Origin of the sequence: Pseudoalteromonas sp. McH1-7 (assembly GCF_013366255.1) — a bacterium.
Classification (GTDB): domain Bacteria; phylum Pseudomonadota; class Gammaproteobacteria; order Enterobacterales; family Alteromonadaceae; genus Pseudoalteromonas; species Pseudoalteromonas peptidolytica.
In genome coordinates this window covers 14,282-31,458 of sequence record NZ_JABWPQ010000022.1, presented here as the reverse complement: position 1 = coordinate 31,458, position 17,177 = coordinate 14,282, and the positions used below count along the sequence as shown (strand labels likewise).

Annotated in this window: 15 protein-coding genes and 1 pseudogene; 3 read left to right on the top strand and 13 right to left on the bottom strand. The window is 41.2% G+C overall.

Annotation, left to right across the window (positions count from 1 at the left end):
* The first annotated feature begins 116 nt into the window (after positions 1-116).
* Both HUZ36_RS15675 and HUZ36_RS15670 read left to right on the top strand, forming a co-directional pair.
* A complete protein-coding gene (locus HUZ36_RS15675) occupies positions 117-644 on the top strand; it encodes a hypothetical protein (protein ID WP_176033343.1) in 528 nt (175 codons plus the stop codon).
* 18 nt (positions 645-662) lie between these two features.
* A complete protein-coding gene (locus HUZ36_RS15670; RefSeq protein WP_125253448.1) occupies positions 663-1,097 on the top strand; it encodes a hemerythrin domain-containing protein in 435 nt (144 codons plus the stop codon).
* A 251-nt stretch (positions 1,098-1,348) separates the two neighbouring features.
* Here HUZ36_RS15670 and HUZ36_RS15665 read toward each other — a convergent pair whose 3' ends face one another.
* The 12 genes and pseudogenes from HUZ36_RS15665 to HUZ36_RS15610 form a co-directional block, all read right to left on the bottom strand.
* Positions 1,349-2,116: a sulfite exporter TauE/SafE family protein gene (locus HUZ36_RS15665; RefSeq protein ID WP_176033342.1), complete on the bottom strand. Its 768-nt coding sequence runs from the start codon at positions 2,114-2,116 to the stop codon at positions 1,349-1,351.
* 35 nt (positions 2,117-2,151) lie between these two features.
* The gene (locus HUZ36_RS15660) at positions 2,152-3,048 is read right to left on the bottom strand and encodes a LysR family transcriptional regulator (protein WP_176033341.1); all 897 of its coding nucleotides are present in this window, start codon (positions 3,046-3,048) and stop codon (positions 2,152-2,154) included.
* Positions 3,049-3,059: 11 nt separating this feature from the next.
* Positions 3,060-4,913 (bottom strand): annotated as a pseudogene (locus tag HUZ36_RS15655) (monovalent cation:proton antiporter-2 (CPA2) family protein).
* Between the two features lie 511 nt (positions 4,914-5,424).
* The gene (locus HUZ36_RS15650) at positions 5,425-5,844 is read right to left on the bottom strand and encodes a GNAT family N-acetyltransferase (RefSeq protein ID WP_125253444.1); all 420 of its coding nucleotides are present in this window, start codon (positions 5,842-5,844) and stop codon (positions 5,425-5,427) included.
* 353 nt (positions 5,845-6,197) lie between these two features.
* Positions 6,198-6,356, bottom strand: coding sequence for a hypothetical protein (locus HUZ36_RS15645; protein ID WP_161972751.1), 159 nt, complete (start codon positions 6,354-6,356; stop codon positions 6,198-6,200).
* Between the two features lie 512 nt (positions 6,357-6,868).
* Complete coding sequence (feoB, locus tag HUZ36_RS15640) at positions 6,869-8,953, bottom strand: ferrous iron transport protein B (RefSeq protein WP_147391431.1); 2,085 nt, start codon at positions 8,951-8,953, stop codon at positions 6,869-6,871.
* Between the two features lie 176 nt (positions 8,954-9,129).
* Positions 9,130-9,363, bottom strand: a complete 234-nt coding sequence (locus HUZ36_RS15635; protein ID WP_176033340.1) for a FeoA family protein — start codon at positions 9,361-9,363, stop codon at positions 9,130-9,132.
* Between the two features lie 379 nt (positions 9,364-9,742).
* Positions 9,743-10,804, bottom strand: coding sequence for a hypothetical protein (locus HUZ36_RS15630; RefSeq protein ID WP_254879564.1), 1,062 nt, complete (start codon positions 10,802-10,804; stop codon positions 9,743-9,745).
* Positions 10,805-10,896: 92 nt separating this feature from the next.
* Positions 10,897-12,090, bottom strand: coding sequence for an organoarsenical effux MFS transporter ArsJ (gene arsJ, locus HUZ36_RS15625; RefSeq protein ID WP_176033339.1), 1,194 nt, complete (start codon positions 12,088-12,090; stop codon positions 10,897-10,899).
* 5 nt (positions 12,091-12,095) lie between these two features.
* Positions 12,096-13,106: an ArsJ-associated glyceraldehyde-3-phosphate dehydrogenase gene (locus HUZ36_RS15620; RefSeq protein ID WP_147390843.1), complete on the bottom strand. Its 1,011-nt coding sequence runs from the start codon at positions 13,104-13,106 to the stop codon at positions 12,096-12,098.
* A gap of 40 nt (positions 13,107-13,146) precedes the next feature.
* Positions 13,147-13,905 (bottom strand): metalloregulator ArsR/SmtB family transcription factor, encoded by a 759-nt coding sequence (locus HUZ36_RS15615; RefSeq protein ID WP_176033338.1) that lies wholly within the window; start codon positions 13,903-13,905, stop codon positions 13,147-13,149.
* Positions 13,906-14,191: 286 nt separating this feature from the next.
* Positions 14,192-15,226, bottom strand: a complete 1,035-nt coding sequence (locus HUZ36_RS15610) for a hypothetical protein (RefSeq protein WP_176033337.1) — start codon at positions 15,224-15,226, stop codon at positions 14,192-14,194.
* A gap of 562 nt (positions 15,227-15,788) precedes the next feature.
* Here HUZ36_RS15610 and HUZ36_RS15605 point away from each other — a divergent pair.
* The gene (locus HUZ36_RS15605; RefSeq protein ID WP_176033336.1) at positions 15,789-16,634 is read left to right on the top strand and encodes an EamA family transporter; all 846 of its coding nucleotides are present in this window, start codon (positions 15,789-15,791) and stop codon (positions 16,632-16,634) included.
* 12 nt (positions 16,635-16,646) lie between these two features.
* On the opposite strand, the gene HUZ36_RS15600 is transcribed toward HUZ36_RS15605, so the two are convergent.
* Positions 16,647-17,063, bottom strand: coding sequence for a hypothetical protein (locus HUZ36_RS15600; RefSeq protein ID WP_176033335.1), 417 nt, complete (start codon positions 17,061-17,063; stop codon positions 16,647-16,649).
* Between the last annotated feature and the right edge of the window lie 114 nt (positions 17,064-17,177).

Below are 17,177 nucleotides of genomic sequence, written 5' to 3'. Positions count from 1 at the left end.
TAGCCAACTAGAAATCGTATGAAAGATAAAATTACACTTATATTTCATATACTTGAATAATTAGGTATAACGCTTGCAACTCTTTCGCTAAGACATCAATAGTTAAGGGAAATGTTGTGACGAGTGTAGAAATTTTATCCTTTTCAGATCATAGAGTTGGCGCCGTTTTGTCGGAAAAAGCCGCGGTAAGGCAATTACAAGATGAATTGCTCAATGAACGTTTAGTTCAGCAACAACAACTAACATTACTTGGCCCCCAGCAAAGCGACCCTGAAAAGCAATTAATTAGCAAACCTGATCCCGAGCTGGCGAGTAACATGCTCAATTGGCATATCTATTTAGGCGCGATTGGACTCATCTTGGCATTTTTGATAGCAGGATGGTTAGTCAATTATGGGCCAATGTTTACTCAAGCAAACCCCTACTTGACCTTTATTGCACTGCTCAGTCCGGGCTTGTTCTTGGGGTTATTCGCATCAGGCTTAGTATCGCTACGCCCAGACAAAGACCCATTTAATCAGGCAGCGTTATCAAAAGTTGCACAAGGCAAGTGGCTGCTGATCATTTGTGCCAACAATGAGGCTCACAGAGCCAAGTTGATGTCATTTTTCAGGAAAAACAATCAAATTAACCTTTTAAACTAGACAACCCGAGGTACCGGTATGGAAATTTTTAACGCGATTAAACAAGATCATGATCATCAACGTGCGCTTCTAAACATGTTAGCGGAGACTTCCGGTGATTCAAAAGTCCGCGAAAAGTACTATCAAGAGTTGAAAGACGCGCTAGAGGCACATGCTGTCGCAGAAGAACGGTACTTTTACGCTCCATTAATGCACAGCGACATGACGATTGAAGACTCTCGTCACGGTATCGCGGAGCACCATGAAATCGATGAGTTAATTGAGGCACTAGATAATACGGAGTTTTCAGATCCCAGTTGGCTTGGCAAACTAAAAAAGCTCAAAGATAAAGTCGAACATCATTTAGCTGACGAAGAGCAAGCATTTTTCCAGCGTGCGGGTAAGGTACTTGATAAAAGTGAAAAATCGCAACTTGCACAGGAGTATCAAAAAGAGATGGAAGAGCAGCAATAAACACTAAAACTAAACGCCCAAAAACCTACGTCCTGAGCTTGTAAGTGACAGTAAAGTCATCCCAAGCTCAGGTTTATACCAATTATCTTAATTAAGAGGTCTATTTTGAAGCAAGAAAATATTGTCGATAACACCGCTTCCGCGTCCTGCTCACGCCGAGGTACCTACGTCCTGTAGGCAAGGCAAAAGTTTTGCTATTTAGTTGTACTAAATAAGAAATTTTTAACGCTGTTAGCGTCAGATTTACTCCTTCAAATTGAGCAAATATAAAGTCTAATCGGTATTATTACTAGCGCTAATCCTAGTATTAATAAGAGCCAGTTCATGAGTGACAAAAACTGCTGCCTTGGTAATGTTTTGGCTAATATAACACCAAGCCGATTACCAATTAGGGCAATTGGAGTAAAACAAACGGCCAACAAGAAGTGCTCTAGCTGTAACAATCCTGAGGCAGTAAAAGTTACTAGCTTCACGGCATTCATTAAAGCAAATAGTACTGCAACGGTCGCGATATATGCTGCGGGCGCCACTCTGAGCGCGTTAAAATAAATCATCAATGGCGGACCACCAGCGTGAATTAGCGTTGTAGAAATACCAGCCATAGTAGATGTACTTATTGCCAAAACATGCTGAGAGAAAAAGCGTAAGCTTTGCTCTGGCTGTTTATTAGCCACAATACTCTTTAACGCAAACCCGATACTCATCAATGCGATAACTATGGTCAACCAAAACTCACTGACTTCTTGCAAAAATATTGTCGCCAGAGCGATCCCCAGCAGTGTGCCTGGCAACAAACGTTTTAATTCATCGACATTCCACTGTTTCCAGTAGCTTTTTAGGCTAAATACGTCGGCTACTATCAATATCGGTAGCATCAAGGCTACTGCATCCTTTGGTTCTAATACCATCAGCAGCAGCGGTACAGAAAACGCCCCTAGTGCGCCTGCAAAACCGGATTTTGAGATACCACTTAGTAGCACAACAAGCGCAATTACAACAAGTTGTAACGGTTCTGTCATTCACACCTCTTTTAAGTCGGCCAATTTGCGCGTTATCACATTACCTCTTCAAGCTGCATACATTGATATCTTAACTCACCGATAAACGTACGTGCTGCGGGCCCAAGTCTGTCACCATCTTTAAAAATTAGATGAAGCTGTGCTTTTCGTTGGCTTTGTTGCAGCAAAGGGAGGGGTTTTAGACGTCCAGTATCTAACAAAACTTGAATTGCAGGAATTGGCAGCCAAGCGAAGCCCAATCCCTTGGTTATCATATCAATAGAAGTCGTCATATGACTTACTGTCCAGCGCTGATGAGCGCCGAGCCAACCGTCATCTTTTTTGCGGGCTATCGCTGAGTCTCTCACAACAATTTGTCGGTGTGATTTTAAATCCTCAAGAGTGAGGTCACGTTCATAACGGTGAAGAGCGTGATCAGGACTCGCGACAGCAACAAACTCAATGTGGCATAATTCTTCACTGAATCCGTCAGATAAAACAACAGGTGATATTGCAATGTCCACATCTGTATTTTGCAATAACTCCGATCCCCCGGTAAGGACTGACTCCATAAGCTCTATGCGCAATAAAGGGTATTGATTGGACGTTTGCTCTAGCACTTTATACAGTAAATGCTGTGGAAAAATTTCATCAACCGCAATGCGTAATTGACTTTCTATTCCCTCTCCCAATGTCTGCCCTACTGCCTCAACTTTAGCAGCTTCTTCTAACAGGAAATTTGCACGGCGAAGCATCATCTCGCCAGCTTCCGTCAACTGTGTTTTCCTCCCCTGCACTGTAAAGAGCTTGACGCCAAGCCCTTGTTCTATTTTATGTACCGCGGTGTGGATGCTGGATTGGCTTTTGTGTACTTTTTTAGCAGCTTGATTAAATCCACCGTATTCCACAACCGCCTTAAACATTCGCCATTGCTCTAGCGTTACTCTTAGCATACTTACTTAGCCTAGGGTGTTATTTCTTTTGTTTTATCGTCGCAGTGTTCACCATGACAGGTATTAAGATCTTCTTGTGCTTTTTCGTCAGCCTGAAGTACTTGTTTCAGATCAGCCATCCGCTGACGAATTGCAATACCGTAACTTTCATCGTCTCCCCACACGTCAGCGAGTATGTGCATCGACTCAACATCGTGTTGAGTAAATAGATCGCCCGCTCGTTCGACATCTTCATCACTGTGGTCCAATAATTTGAGCGCCTGCTCACCTAACTTCACCGCAGAGACAAACGTTTCACGCTCAAAAGCGGTGACCCCCAGTTTTATTAACTGGTAGGCATGACGACGATCCGTTGCACGAACTACAAGCTTTAGATGAGGAAAGTGTTGCTGTGCCAACCTGACGATTTCAAGGGTCTTATCTGGTTCATCAATCGCTACAACCAGCATTTGTGCATCATGAGCTCCTGCGGCTTCAAGCAAATCTAGTCTTGCACCATCGCCATAAAATACCTGATTGCCAAAGCGACGTAGTAGTTCTATTTGACTCGGACTGTGATCCAAAATCGACAAGTGATAACCCTGTGCATGGAGCAAACGTCCTATCACTTGACCAAAACGACCGTAACCGACCACAATCACATTTTGTGTCGCTTCCATCGTCTCTACGCTGTCTTGTTCTTGAGTCGTATTAGCCTGACGCTCTACCACTTTATCGTAAAGAATAAAAATGAGCGGCGAGCCAAGCATAGATACCGCAACCACCAGTGTAACTAGGGCGGCCTGATCAGGTGTTAGAATTGCTAAGCTACCAGTCACGGAAAGTAGCACAAAAGCAAATTCACCGCCTTGACAAAGCGCTGCGGTAAATAACCATTTCGCTCGCTTGTGCAGTGAAAATGCTGTTGCCAACAAATATAAAATAGCCGCCTTCAATCCCATTAATAGTGCGACTGAAGCCAAGATAAATAGCCACTTTTCTGCTAATAAAGAAAAGTCGATTGATGCCCCTACAGTCATAAAAAATAACCCTAGGAGTAACCCTTTAAAGGGTTCAATATCGACTTCCAATTCATGGCGAAATTCGCTTTCCGCGAGGACAACCCCCGCAAGAAATGTCCCAAGCGCAGGAGATAGCCCGATACTTTGCATCAATAGCGCGGTTGCAATAACAATAAATAGCGCAACCACGGTAAATAACTCGCGCATTCGAGTACTGGCGATATATCGAAATAATGGCGCGGCAACATAGTGCCCAGCAGCGATGATAGCTAAAATGACAAAAACAGAAATAATGACTTGAAGGTAAGTAGGAAAAGTATGTAATAAGTTTCCATGTCCATCACTCACGGCTAAATCACTAAATGCTAACAACGGCATAATCGCAAGAATAGGGATCACTGCGATATCTTGAAATAACAATACAGAAAACGCATTTTGACCGCCCGATTGTTTAATCAAACCCTTTTCATTTAACGTCTGAAGTGCAATAGCCGTAGAAGAGAGTGCTAACATTAACGCAATTGCGATTGATTGTTGCCACAAAAAGCCAAGCGCTAAATCAATTGCAACATAAAGAACAGCGGTTGTTATCAGCACTTGTCAACCACCGAGGCCAACTATCGATCGGCGCATCGTCCAGAGCCTTTTGGGTTGCAGCTCTAGTCCGACTAAAAACAGCATCATCACCACACCAAACTCAGCAAAGTGCATAATGTCTGTTTGTTCACCTACAAGGTGCAAAAGGTGGGGCCCAATTAAAATACCAGCTAGTAAATAGCCAAGCACGGAGCCAAGCCCTAAGCGTTTGGCGATTGGCACCGCCAATATTGCTGCAGCAAGGTAGATAGTAGCCAGTAATAGCATAGTCGTTTTATCCCATTTTATTGTTGTCTTTATTATGTTTTGGGGTGCAAGAATAATCCAGTTTTTACACTAAGGTGAATGTACGAAACACATTTTCTCAGTATCACTGGGTGATCATGATGAGCCAATTCGCCGAACGATTGCAACCAACCAAGCAAACAATAAGCGTTTTTAAAAGCCTGATTTTATTGCAGTTCCAGCGTAGTCATCCAAAAAATGGATTATACCTATTTGCTTAATTAAGTGGTCTATTTTGAGGCGAGAAAACCTTATCGATAACTCCGCTACCGCGTCCTGCTATCGCTAAGGTACCTACATCCATATAGGCAAGGCAAAAATTTTGCTATTTAGTTGTTCTAAATGAGAAATTTTTAACGCTGTTAGCGTCAGATTTACTCCTTCAAATTGAGCAAGTATTAAGTCAAATTGGTATTACGTGTTTGATATCAGGTTTACTTACTGATGTAATGAGATAATCATTTAAAACCGAGCATTGATAGGTGATTTCATTTCAATTAGCGTAAAGATTGGGTTGGTTTATTTGCATTAAGATACTTGGGTCCTCAATCGCTTTAAAGCCAAATTTACTGTATAGAGAGTGAGCATCTGCAGTCGCAAGCATAAATCTTCTTAAACCCTGTAACTCTGGGTGGGTCATCACGGCTTGCATGATAGTTTTAGCCACCCCTTTACCCCTTTCTTGCTCTGTAACAATCACATCAGCCAAATATGCAAATGTGGCGTAATCCGTTATCACACGACAAAACCCTTGAAATTGACCCTCATCATCAACAGACATAAAACTTAGGCTATTTCTAATTGACTTTTCCAAAAGAGATTTGGGGATCTGCTTCGCCCAATAAGAGCCAGAGATCAGTGCGTGTATTTTATCAAGATGAGTGAGTATTTGTGTGGTGTCTGTGATTATCATTCAATGCTCCCTTGATAACGAATAGGCTACTAAAGTAAGCGATCAGACGGACAATGAAAAGTAAAATTTTTTGTAGATAATTTTTGCCCAAGGTTCTGTTAAGACGATAAGAACATGCCATTACCACATCAAATTACATAATTTTGTACATAAAGAGGGAATACTTGTATAGAGGATCAGATAGTAGGCTAAAAACTAGCCTACTAAAAATATCAAGCCTAAAACCAAGAAGGAAAGGTTATTTATGCCATAAAATTTAATATAAAATTAAATAAACTATAAATTTAATATTTAAAAAATATAATGACATGAAAAAATTGATTTTAGGTTGATTTTTAATCGCTGCATTTATTTTACGCACATTGCCATGTTTTAGGACACTGCATTGTTCTTAAACACATAAGCGTGTCAATGCCTGCGCCACCAGCAACTTGTGGTGTTTGTTGAGGGTTTAATTTAGCTGAAGCTGTACTCAGGTTCTTCATTGGTTTTTTGTTTAATTTAAGTAACATATTAATTTCCTTTGGTTAGTCACAAAATTCGGAGCAAAGATAACAGATAAATAAACACAAACAAGAGGAAATAATAAAAAACTTGATCTAGATAAAATTAAAAACAACAATATAAAAATATTTTATAATTTACGATCTTAATTTAACCACTTAATCTACATAAATGCACTATTCTAAAATTATAAACTATAATCACCACTTCAATGCTGCCAACATAGAGTTAAAGCAGTATGCCACAGTCGACACACTTAAATTACCTGAAGTTTGGATAGCAAGTGAGCTAATTCCTGATTTTTAAAATTACATTAAATTATTTCTTTATCTCACCATAGCAAGGGCAATACCGCTGCCGCGCACTGCTCTTGCTATGTGAGGTGAATGCACGCGGTTAGCGATAAAACAGGATGTTAGAAAGGCATTAGCTATCCAAAGTCCAGATTAAGTGGCAGATAACTATCGAATAATGAGATACAGATAACTGACGACACACAAAGTGTCGTCAGTTAAACAGGTTAATGCAACTCTATTGGGTATGTCGGGGGCTGATTCAACCTATTCCCGAGCGCGGAAAGCCCTTTCCACCACGCGAACCCAAACAGTAACATAGCAACTATCCATAAAGATGCGCTTAACGTTGATGTCGCTAATTGGCTATACTGATAGACAAGCGTTGCCATAATATACGCAATTGAGGTCGTCCAGCCTATGACCAGCCACATCCATCTACTACCAGATTCACGCTTTATTGCACCGAGCACGGCCACACAAGGCGTGTAGAGTAAAATAAATACCAAGTAGCTAAATGCGCCAATCTGACCGTTGAACTTAGCGGCCATGGCAGTAAGTAGCTCAGCGCCATTGTCTTCCCCGCTATCAAGTTCATTCAATCCCAAGGGATCGCCAAGGTTGGCGATTAGGTCTTTGCTATTATCAACGATGGACATTAACGCTGCTTGCATTGAATCAAGTAATGAAAAAGCGTCATTATTTTCAGCTGAGCCTGTATAAAGTGCGTCCAGCGTGCCAACGATCGCCTCTTTGGCAAACATACCTGTAACCACTCCAACCGTTGCAGGCCAGTTTTCCTCTTTTAACCCAATAGGCTCAAACACTGGCGTGACGATTTGAGCCGTTTTTGCCAGTAATGAATGTTCAGTATTCTCATTACCAAATGAGCCATCAGTCCCAATTGAATTTAACGCACTTAGCAAAATAACTACCATCACAATCGTCTTACCCGCACGTTTTATAAAACCGCTTAAACGCTGCCATGTCGTCATCAATATGTTTCGCCAAATGGGCATATGGTAAGCTGGCATTTCAGTAAAAGAAGGTAACTTTTGGGTTTTAAACACCTGCTTTCTGAACAAAAAGCCAGAGCCGATAGCGACTAAAATACCTAGTAGGTATAACCCAAAGACAACATTGGCACCATTGGTTGGAAAAAAAGCCGCAGCAAATAACGCATAAACAGTTAACCGCGCACCACACGACATGAAAGGCGCCATAACAATTGTCAATAAGCGGTCTGATTCTCGCCCCATGGTTCTAGCAGCCATCACCGCAGGTACATTGCAACCAAAGCCAACAATCAAAGGAACAAACGCATTACCTGGCAGCCCAATGGAGGACATCAATCGGTCAATAACAAATGCGGCACGAGACAAATAACCGCTATCTTCTAATATTGACAAACAAAGGTACAATACGGCTATCACTGGAATAAAAGTAGCGACTAGCTGAACCCCTGCCCCAAATCCGTCAGCAAGTAACACGCCAAGCCATTGAGGTGCACCAACATCTGCAAGTAACACTTTTACACCATCAATGAGAATGGCACCTACGGCGATGTCAAAAAAGTCGATAAAAACAGCACCAACGTTCACAGCTATCGTGAACATCAAGTACATCATGGCTAAAAAAATTGGAACACCTAACCATTTATTCAGCACTACTCTATCAAGGGTTTCTGTTGTATCTGCACGTTTTGGCGTGATAGTGCTTACACCAGCCGCTAGCTTTTTAACCGCTTGATGGCGTGCGATCGCTTTTTCCAATGGATCATGCTCAAGTTTCGGAGGCTCTGCTCCCTCAGGCTTACTAGGAAACCGAGTGATTTCAATAAGCTGCTCCAACAGCTTCTCTTGCCCTGTGCCTTTTGCTCCATGAAATGCCACCACTGGTAAACCTAGTTGTTCAGACAAACGTGGTAAATCAAGTGTCCGACCTCGCTGAGTCGCAACATCAACCATATTCGCCACAACGATGATCGGTTTACCTAACTCTTTAAGTTGTGACGTTAATATCAGATTTCGCTGCAAGTTAGCGGCATCTACAATGTTAATAATGACATCGGCTTCATTTTGCTTTAGGAAGTCACAAGCGATCTGTTCATCTTGACTTGGCTCGATCTGCTCCATGCTATATAGCCCGGGTAAATCAACCAGTTCTACGTTTGTGTTTTCTAAAGCAAAATAGCCAAATTTCTTTTCAACTGTAACACCTGGCCAGTTTCCAACTTTTTGTTTTGAACCTGTTAGGCGGTTAAATATTGTGGTTTTCCCGCAATTTGGGTTACCCACTAACGCAATTTTCATCCGCGATGACCTTCTCAAATTATAACGTTTTAAGCCAATTTTCTTAATTAAGTGGTCTATTTGGAGGCGAGAAAATCTTGTCGATAACCCGGCAAAAATTTTGCTATTTAGTTGTTCTAAATAAGAAATTTTTAACGCGGTTAGCGTCAGATTTGCTCCTTCAAATTGAGCAAGTATTAAGTCAAATTGGTATTAATTTCCACGAACTGTGCGTCGGCCTTACGCACACTCACAAAGGTATCACCCACTTTCACTTGCAACGGGCATCCAAGTGGGGCGACGTTGACCACTTCTATTTGCTCACTAGGAATAATACCAAGTGCCATTATTCGGCTTAGCAGCGCGGTATCAGGGTGGGTTAATGAAGTAATTGTCGCGGTGCTATTTTTGGGGAGTTTATCTAATGTCATTGAGTATGATAACAATTTGCAATAAAAGTGAGGCGCATCATACCTTATTACTAATTCGCTTTAAACGGAGTTGCGATAATAATCTATTATTTCCAGTTATTTAACCTCAGACGAAAGGCGCTAAGGTTCAATAAACCGTAACTCTGGGTAATCATTTGTTCCCTAGCTGCGGTTATCCCTTGCTGCTACACTAAATTTGTTTGCAGTAGGCTGACCTGTTGTTCAGTTCATTTTAGGTGTCTTCACTTTGATGGTGGAGGATTTCAGAACGGGTCTTATCAAAGCAATAAGCAGCCGAAAAGCTAACTATTGCTTTTGGTACAGGTGCTAAACCGACCTGTACTCCTGTTTTACTTAGGAAATAACGGGCAACTTCCCATCATTGTAAAAAGTATCTCGCCCCAAGGGTCATAGAATGTCCATGTACAAAACTCTTCACCCGACTCTCCATAACTGCGGGCGGTAAGTCAATTCCACCACCTGAAGTACCACTACTTTTCACACTCGCTTCTCTATATATATTAAGTGTTTCAAGCATGCAGTTTGAGACTTTATTTCGGCTAGCTGGGTTTTGATGCAGTGAACGCACTGAGACTCCGCCAAATTTCGTCATGTCTTTGTTTAAATCCATGCGAATACCTTTACTAAAGTCTAAGTTATACACCACTCGATGATTACCATTGATGGCATCATGAAATTTTAAGTCAATCATCCTTCTCTTTGGTACGTACTCTGCTTGACCTGAGAATCCAACATTGCCCACACCTACCGTGTAGCCAAACTGAGTCATACGAGTAGTCTCAAATGCCGCCCCTAAGCTACCATACTCCTCAATTAGTGCTTTTTCTGTACGTTCTTGCAGCGTCGTTTTTGTCCTGCCGTCAAAGGCTAGTTTGGCGACTCGGGTAAAAGCTTCATTTTCACAATTATTTTCAGATAACATTTGCTGGAGTATAGTGTTAGTACTGATAGCCAGCGTGGATTGCATACTAGATGAATTGTACTCTTGGGAAACTTTGGTTGTTGCCCGATCCCAAGCATCATAGTACTTAATCAATTCATCCGCTAAATTACTAGCATCATGAGGAACCGTCTGAGCAACCGCCTGCAGGTTATTCGTCAGCTCATGGCGCCATCCACCTTGGTTTGAATGCGATAATTTATACAGCCACTTTTGATTTGTGTTTGCATTAATAATTAATACATCTTTAGGGTTTGAATAACAGCGTTGAGAGTCGTTATGATCAACTGAACCACCGTGCTCATAACACGTTATTTCAGGCTCGTACTTCTTTGCAAAACTCAGGGCATTTCCTGTATCACATGTGTAACATAATTCTGAGTCATACATTTTTCTCGTCGCAGACTCAGCATCGGATACATACGCCAAGCCAAGAAGACAAATTGACGTAAATATTGCTCTAGCTATATTCTTATTCACTTATATTTTCCTTAATAATTACTATGAATAATCCAGGTACAAGTAGAGCATAAATACATTAAAAGGCCAACAAATATACAAAACGAGTACATTTAGATCCTTTTTGACGTGTAGCCTGCTAATATCAAAAAGAGGCTTGATAACACCAAGCAGGCAACCAATCCGTAGTGCAAAAATACCCAACCGGATAAAACTGTCCCTATTAATCTTCCCATCGCATTGGCCATATAATAAAAGCCGACATCTAGTGATACGCCATCACTATCTGCAAGGCTAACAATTAGATAGCTGTGTATTGAGGAGTTAATCGCAAACACAACACCAAAAAGTAATAGCCCTCCCACAAGCGTAATGTTAGGCCAATGTTCTGTGTAAAGTGATACCGCAATAGCCATAGGTAAAATAGCCAAATAAAACGCCCAAATAGCAACTGCTTGTGGGTTATGGGCGTAGCTATCACGGTTGAGCAAGTTTGGTGTCAAAGACTGAACCAATCCATATCCGATCACCCACGTCGCCATAAATCCACCAACCCACCAATGATCCCATGCAAATTGCTTTGACAGATACACAGGTAATGCCACAACAAACCAAACATCTCTGGCAGCAAACAAAAATAGGCGTGCAGCCGACAAGCGGTTAATTGCTCGGCTTTTTGAGAATACCTCAGTAAATTTTGGCTTATGCTTAGATTTCCCCAGTTCACTTTTCAAACAGATCATACTCAAAAACCACACCGCCATCAAAGCGGCAGCCATCACCCACATGGCCTCCGTAAAGCCGAGTAATGTCAACAGTACGCCACCAAGAAAGAATCCAACCCCCTTGAGCGCATTTTTAGACCCTGTAAGTATTGCCACCCACTTAAATAACGTTCCTTCCTGACCAGATTTTACAATCGCCTTTATGGCACTTTTAGCACTCATTTTATTGAGATCTTTGGCTACCCCAGAGAGCGCCTGCGCCGCCATAACATAAGGAATACTCAGCCAATTTGCCGGTACAACCAACATTAATAAAGCGATTATTTGTAGACCAAGACCAATATTCATTGTTCGGTTCAACCCGATCCGAGCGCCGAGCCAGCCCCCCACCAGATTGGTGATAACGCCGAAAATCTCGTAAAACAAAAACAGCATCGCAATTTCCAACGGGTTGTAGCCTAGCTTATGAAAATGCAGTACCACTAACATTCTTAAAGCACCGTCGGTGAGCGTGAATGTCCAGTAATTGCCGGTAACTATCAAATACTGTCTAATATCTTGAGGTAAGGAACGTAACGTCATCGTATTTATTTACCCAGTGAAAGCCCAACCTTTAAAACCAACTCGGCAGTACGATTTGCATAACCCCATTCATTGTCATACCACACGTACAACTTAACCTGTGTACCGTTTACAACCATAGTGGATAACGCATCAACAATACTTGAGCGTGGATCCGTTTTATAATCAATAGAAACTAAAGGCCTTGGCTCATATCCAAGGATCCCTTCAAGATGAGTCTGTGCAGCTTCTTTCATCCACTGATTGATTTCCTCAACAGAAGTGGGGCGTTTTACCTCAAAAACACAATCGGTTAATGAGGCATTTGCCAGTGGGATACGTACCGCATGACCATTGAGTTTCCCTTTTAGCTCAGGGAATATATGTGTAATCGCTGTCGCGGAACCAGTCGTAGTTGGAATGAGGCTCATGCCACATGCTCTTGCTCTGCGCAGATCTTTATGCGGTGCATCTAAGATAGTTTGGGTGTTGGTAATGTCATGGATCGTAGTCATTGAGCCATGCTTAATACCTATTTTGTCTTGTAGTACTTTAACAACAGGTGCTAAACAGTTTGTAGTACAAGATGCTGCAGTCACGATTTCATGTGGCTTTTCATCATAAAGATGGTCGTTCACACCCATCACTATGTTTAGTACCCCATCTTCTTTTACTGGTGCAGTAACGACAACCCTTTTAACACCCTGATCTAAATATTGTTGTAGTAGAGCTTTGGTTTTCATTTTACCAGAGGCTTCTATAACGACATCGCATTGTGACCAGTCAGTATCAGCAATGTCTTTATTTTGGGTTACTGATAACTGATGACCAGCTATTATGATATGGTCATCTTGATGAGAAACTGCGTGTTCCCACTTGCCATGTACCGAGTCAAACTCCAATAAATGGGCAAGAGTCTCGGCGTTGCCCGCAGGATCGTTGATTTGTACAAACTCAAGCTCAGGCCAATCGAAACTTGCTCGAAGCGCTAAGCGCCCCATACGCCCAAAGCCATTAATTCCAACTTTAATTGTCATACGTACTCCTACTATGAAAGTTAATAAATTTAATACTAAATTATTCGCAACATGCAGCAGCCTGACTAGGGCGTTCACCCATTGAAGACAGTCGCTTTAATTCCAATGCAATATAGTTAGGTTGATGCAGAACTGTCGTGTTTATAACAGCCTGCATCCACTCTGGAAGCGTTGGGTTGATTGAGTAAAAAACCCATTTTTTGTATTTCCGGTCACACAATATTCCAGCTTTTTTCAGTTGTGATAAATGCCTTGATACTTTAGGTTGACTTTCTTGCTCTAGCGCAATCATCAACTCACAAACACATAACTCACCCTCAACGTTCAGCATGGCAAGCGTCTTCAAGCGAATGTCATCCGCTAAGCACTTATAAAATTGCAAAGGTGAGATTTCATCTGGCTTTACTTTTTTTTCATGCAGTAATGCAGTTACTTGTTCGTTTATTTCGAATAGCGTTTGTTGAAGGGCATTTGCACTATGTCGAGCTGAGGGACTGGCTATTTCCCACGGCAAGATGTGTTGACCTTGTAATTGGTGTTCACATTCGGCACGCACTTCATCACAAAGGGTAACCACAACATCAAAGTGCTCGCCCTGGTAGGTATCAAGATGCTTACTATAGAGGCTGTCAGTTTTTATGCCTTTGTGCTGCAAAAGCGCTAGCACTTCGGGCTTTATCTCACTCGGTCTAGTGCCAGCACTAAAGGCTTGTACATCAGCGCCACCATGAAAGTTCGCGATTGCTTGGGCGATAATTGAGCGCGTCGCATTTCCCGAACATAAAAAAAGTATCTTCATAAACACATAACAATTTAATTATATAACAAAATTATTATATGATAAAAGTGCAGTGTCAAGCTCAGATTTTTAGTAACGGTGAGGTCGCTCTATGGTTCTTGCCAAAGCCTTAAATTTACAATTTAAAATCAGTAGTTTAAAAATTTTAGAGGAAATGTTTTCTGATACCTTTTCACGTGTGCCGAGCTGATTTAGGAAGACCAGAAGCTTTATGGAACTCATAAATTTGAACACGGCGTGACAGCGTATAGTTTAGGTGAGTCTTGAAGTATTACCTTTGGTCTGACTAGAAATTGCAAGACAGTGCGCTATTTAACCAATGATTATTCGTTGTTTCCAACATCATTTTTTGTGGTACCGCAATAGGTAAGGTTGTAGGATTAATGCCTGCTATCCTACCTATATGCTGTTTTAAGAGTGATTTTAGACCAGCTTCACTGAGGTTGTTAAATGCTGCTATTAACTCGGCTTTTTCTCTTTTTGATAGTTTAGCTGCCGTGAAAATAACGTCATAAAAACGCTCGATCCACAGTGAATAGGCTGATTGAGCGGCATTTTTGTGCTTTTGCACAAGCGCTAACACGCGAGGAGACACACGCTCGTACATCTCTTTTTCACCCCGTAATATATATACAAACAGCAAGTTAAGACCGGTATTTAGTTCACTACTTTCTCTTCCTGCTAGCTGATGCCTAGCATAGGCTAACTTAAAATAGTTAACCGCATCCTCAAAGTGACTTGTTTTAAGTGCCAATACCCCGAGGTTGTTTTCGATAATCCCCATCGCGCGCTGATTTTTAATACGAGTGCCTATAGCCAAAGAGCGCACAAAATAGTCTTTTGCCGAGATGTTATCGCCGTAATTATAGGCAATCACCGCGAGGGCATTCAGCGTTTTAATTTTTTCTTTCGCGGACCGTGCACTTTTTAGCGCGCACAGTAATAGGTGCTCAGATTGGCGAATATAACCACCTTTTCTTAGCCATACACTGGCATCATAAGTAAGTGAAAACCTGTGCTCGCTGAAATACGTATTTTGCGGTTTCTGAAACAATACAGCTAATGCGCGCTGCGCTTGCTCTAACTGACCAAGTGATAACGCTATCGATACGCCTAAATGATGAAAATGAGCGGTATGGGCTGGAGTAAAATCCTCTAATTCAATAGCTTGATGTAGTTTATGTGCTTTGTGTGGATCGGACTCTAAAAAATAATTAACCGTATCAAGGCGATATTGAGCGTTGTCGTGTTCACCCCAAACAGCTGCAACGAATAACAATGTAGGCAATATGACAAAAAGATTACAAATTAGATTACGCATAACAACAAAAAATATTTTATTCACATAAAATAGTACACGAAGCAAATAAGATTCATACCGTAAAATTTGTAACACTTTATTCTAAAGCCTGTTGACTTTTGCTGTTTAATTTTCATTTTTCTGAATGGCTTAAGGCGCTTTGCAGGAGCCCTAAGTCTTTACTTTTTAAATCACATAAAGTGACTCTGTTACGCAGGCTCTGATTTGTCTAAATACCAATTAAACCGCAGCAAAACCAACTTCAAAAATAAACTGACTCTAGTTGTGTTTACACAATCAAAAATTTAACTTGTCGCGATTGTTCAATATCGCATTTGCTAGTGAGATTTTTCAGGCGGTTATCATCAAACATATTTGGAAAGAAAAAAGGCCGCAGCGGCGGCCAAACACATCATGGGTAAAACAATGAAGGGATGTATCTGTGAATACGGGAGTTATTTTATGCGAAATATTGTAAATTAAAATCACATTATAATGATTGTTATCATCGCTTTTTTCGAACATTCATTGTATGATCCAGCTCGTGATACACTCTTATATCAATACTTAAAAAATAACACCTATGACTTTACTTTGGACTATCACCTTACTTTGGGCTTTTTCCTTTTCACTTATCGGTGTCTATTTGGCAGGAAATGTAGACCCGTGGTTTAGCGCTTTATCAAGAACGGTGTTAGCAGCACTGGTTTTTCTGCCATTTTTGCGGCCTACATCAGTTACTAAAACGCTAATGCTAAAATTGATGGCCATTGGTGCTGTACAGATTGGCTTAATGTATAGCTTTTATTATCACTCATTTTTATATCTCAGTGTGCCAGAGGTGCTGCTATTTACTGTGATGACCCCCGTTTACATTACACTTCTTAATGATTTACTCAACAAGTCGTTTAATCGTACTTTTTTAACTTCAGCGCTTATCGCAATGTTCGGTGCAATTACTGTTCGATTTACAGAGCTAACGAGTGACTATTTTTTTGGTTTATTATTGGTACAAGGTGCAAACCTTTGTTTTGCTATAGGACAAGTCAGTTATAAGCGCTTGAGTGCACAACACTCGCTAATTCATCGCCAAAGTTTCGGCTTTTTCTTCATCGGTGCATCTTGTGTCTTAGCTCTTGGCCTTGTTTTATTTGGTAATTTACAACAGCTACCCACTACTGGCCAACAGTGGGGGATTTTGATTTACTTAGGCCTCATTGCTTCGGGTATAGGATATTTTGTGTGGAATGTGGGATTAACCCGCGTATCTGTCGGCGAGTTAGCTGTGATGAATAACGCCCTTATCCCTGCGGGAATTTTAGTCAACTTACTTATCTGGAACAAAGAAGCCGATCTCATTCGACTTGGGATCGGGAGTCTAATTATATTTGCTGCGCTAGTGCATAGCAAACGAGCCAGTTCAGGTTAATTTTGAGATACGTTAACTGCGGCTTACACTACAGTCACTTTTTATCACTGAGGCTCTTTCATAAACGGTTTGAGCAGAATCGGCTTTGCTAAACTCAATGCTAATTTGGTGTCCTTCTTCAAATTTGGGCTCAAAATAATCACTTTGGCAAACATAGTTGCGTGCTATGTTACTGTAATATGACTGTAATTCTGCCGACTCCGCAAATTTAGGCTCCAGCCCGCTAACGGCAATACGCACAGTAAAACGCTTTGCCGACTCAGAGACATCTATTAACTCTAACTGCTCTGAGCCGTATGGTTGTAGCTGCTTTACATCGTTACTTACAGTTAGTGCAAATTGATATTTTGAATACCCATAGAATCCCGCAACTAAAATCAATGCAACCAGTAATAGTAGTTTTTTAAAGCTAGAAGAAATTGTTTTCATTTTTATATTCCATGGACCTTGACGTAACTTTCACAACTATACACAGCGCCAAGTAACAATCTCAATGAGAATATGACCTAAAGTGTAACCATCTATGTTATTTAATTAACCTGA

Coding starts and splice junctions, on each gene's coding strand:
- HUZ36_RS15610 (WP_176033337.1), bottom strand. CDS start 15,226: ATGCGTAATCTAATTTGTAATCTTTTTGTCATATTGCCTACATTGTTA.
- arsJ (WP_176033339.1), bottom strand. CDS start 12,090: ATGACGTTACGTTCCTTACCTCAAGATATTAGACAGTATTTGATAGTT.
- HUZ36_RS15635 (WP_176033340.1), bottom strand. CDS start 9,363: ATGACATTAGATAAACTCCCCAAAAATAGCACCGCGACAATTACTTCA.
- HUZ36_RS15600 (WP_176033335.1), bottom strand. CDS start 17,063: ATGAAAACAATTTCTTCTAGCTTTAAAAAACTACTATTACTGGTTGCA.
- HUZ36_RS15620 (WP_147390843.1), bottom strand. CDS start 13,106: ATGACAATTAAAGTTGGAATTAATGGCTTTGGGCGTATGGGGCGCTTA.
- feoB (WP_147391431.1), bottom strand. CDS start 8,953: ATGAAAATTGCGTTAGTGGGTAACCCAAATTGCGGGAAAACCACAATA.
- HUZ36_RS15660 (WP_176033341.1), bottom strand. CDS start 3,048: ATGCTAAGAGTAACGCTAGAGCAATGGCGAATGTTTAAGGCGGTTGTG.
- HUZ36_RS15665 (WP_176033342.1), bottom strand. CDS start 2,116: ATGACAGAACCGTTACAACTTGTTGTAATTGCGCTTGTTGTGCTACTA.
- HUZ36_RS15615 (WP_176033338.1), bottom strand. CDS start 13,905: ATGAAGATACTTTTTTTATGTTCGGGAAATGCGACGCGCTCAATTATC.
- HUZ36_RS15650 (WP_125253444.1), bottom strand. CDS start 5,844: ATGATAATCACAGACACCACACAAATACTCACTCATCTTGATAAAATA.
- HUZ36_RS15670 (WP_125253448.1), top strand. CDS start 663: ATGGAAATTTTTAACGCGATTAAACAAGATCATGATCATCAACGTGCG.
- HUZ36_RS15645 (WP_161972751.1), bottom strand. CDS start 6,356: ATGTTACTTAAATTAAACAAAAAACCAATGAAGAACCTGAGTACAGCT.
- HUZ36_RS15605 (WP_176033336.1), top strand. CDS start 15,789: ATGACTTTACTTTGGACTATCACCTTACTTTGGGCTTTTTCCTTTTCA.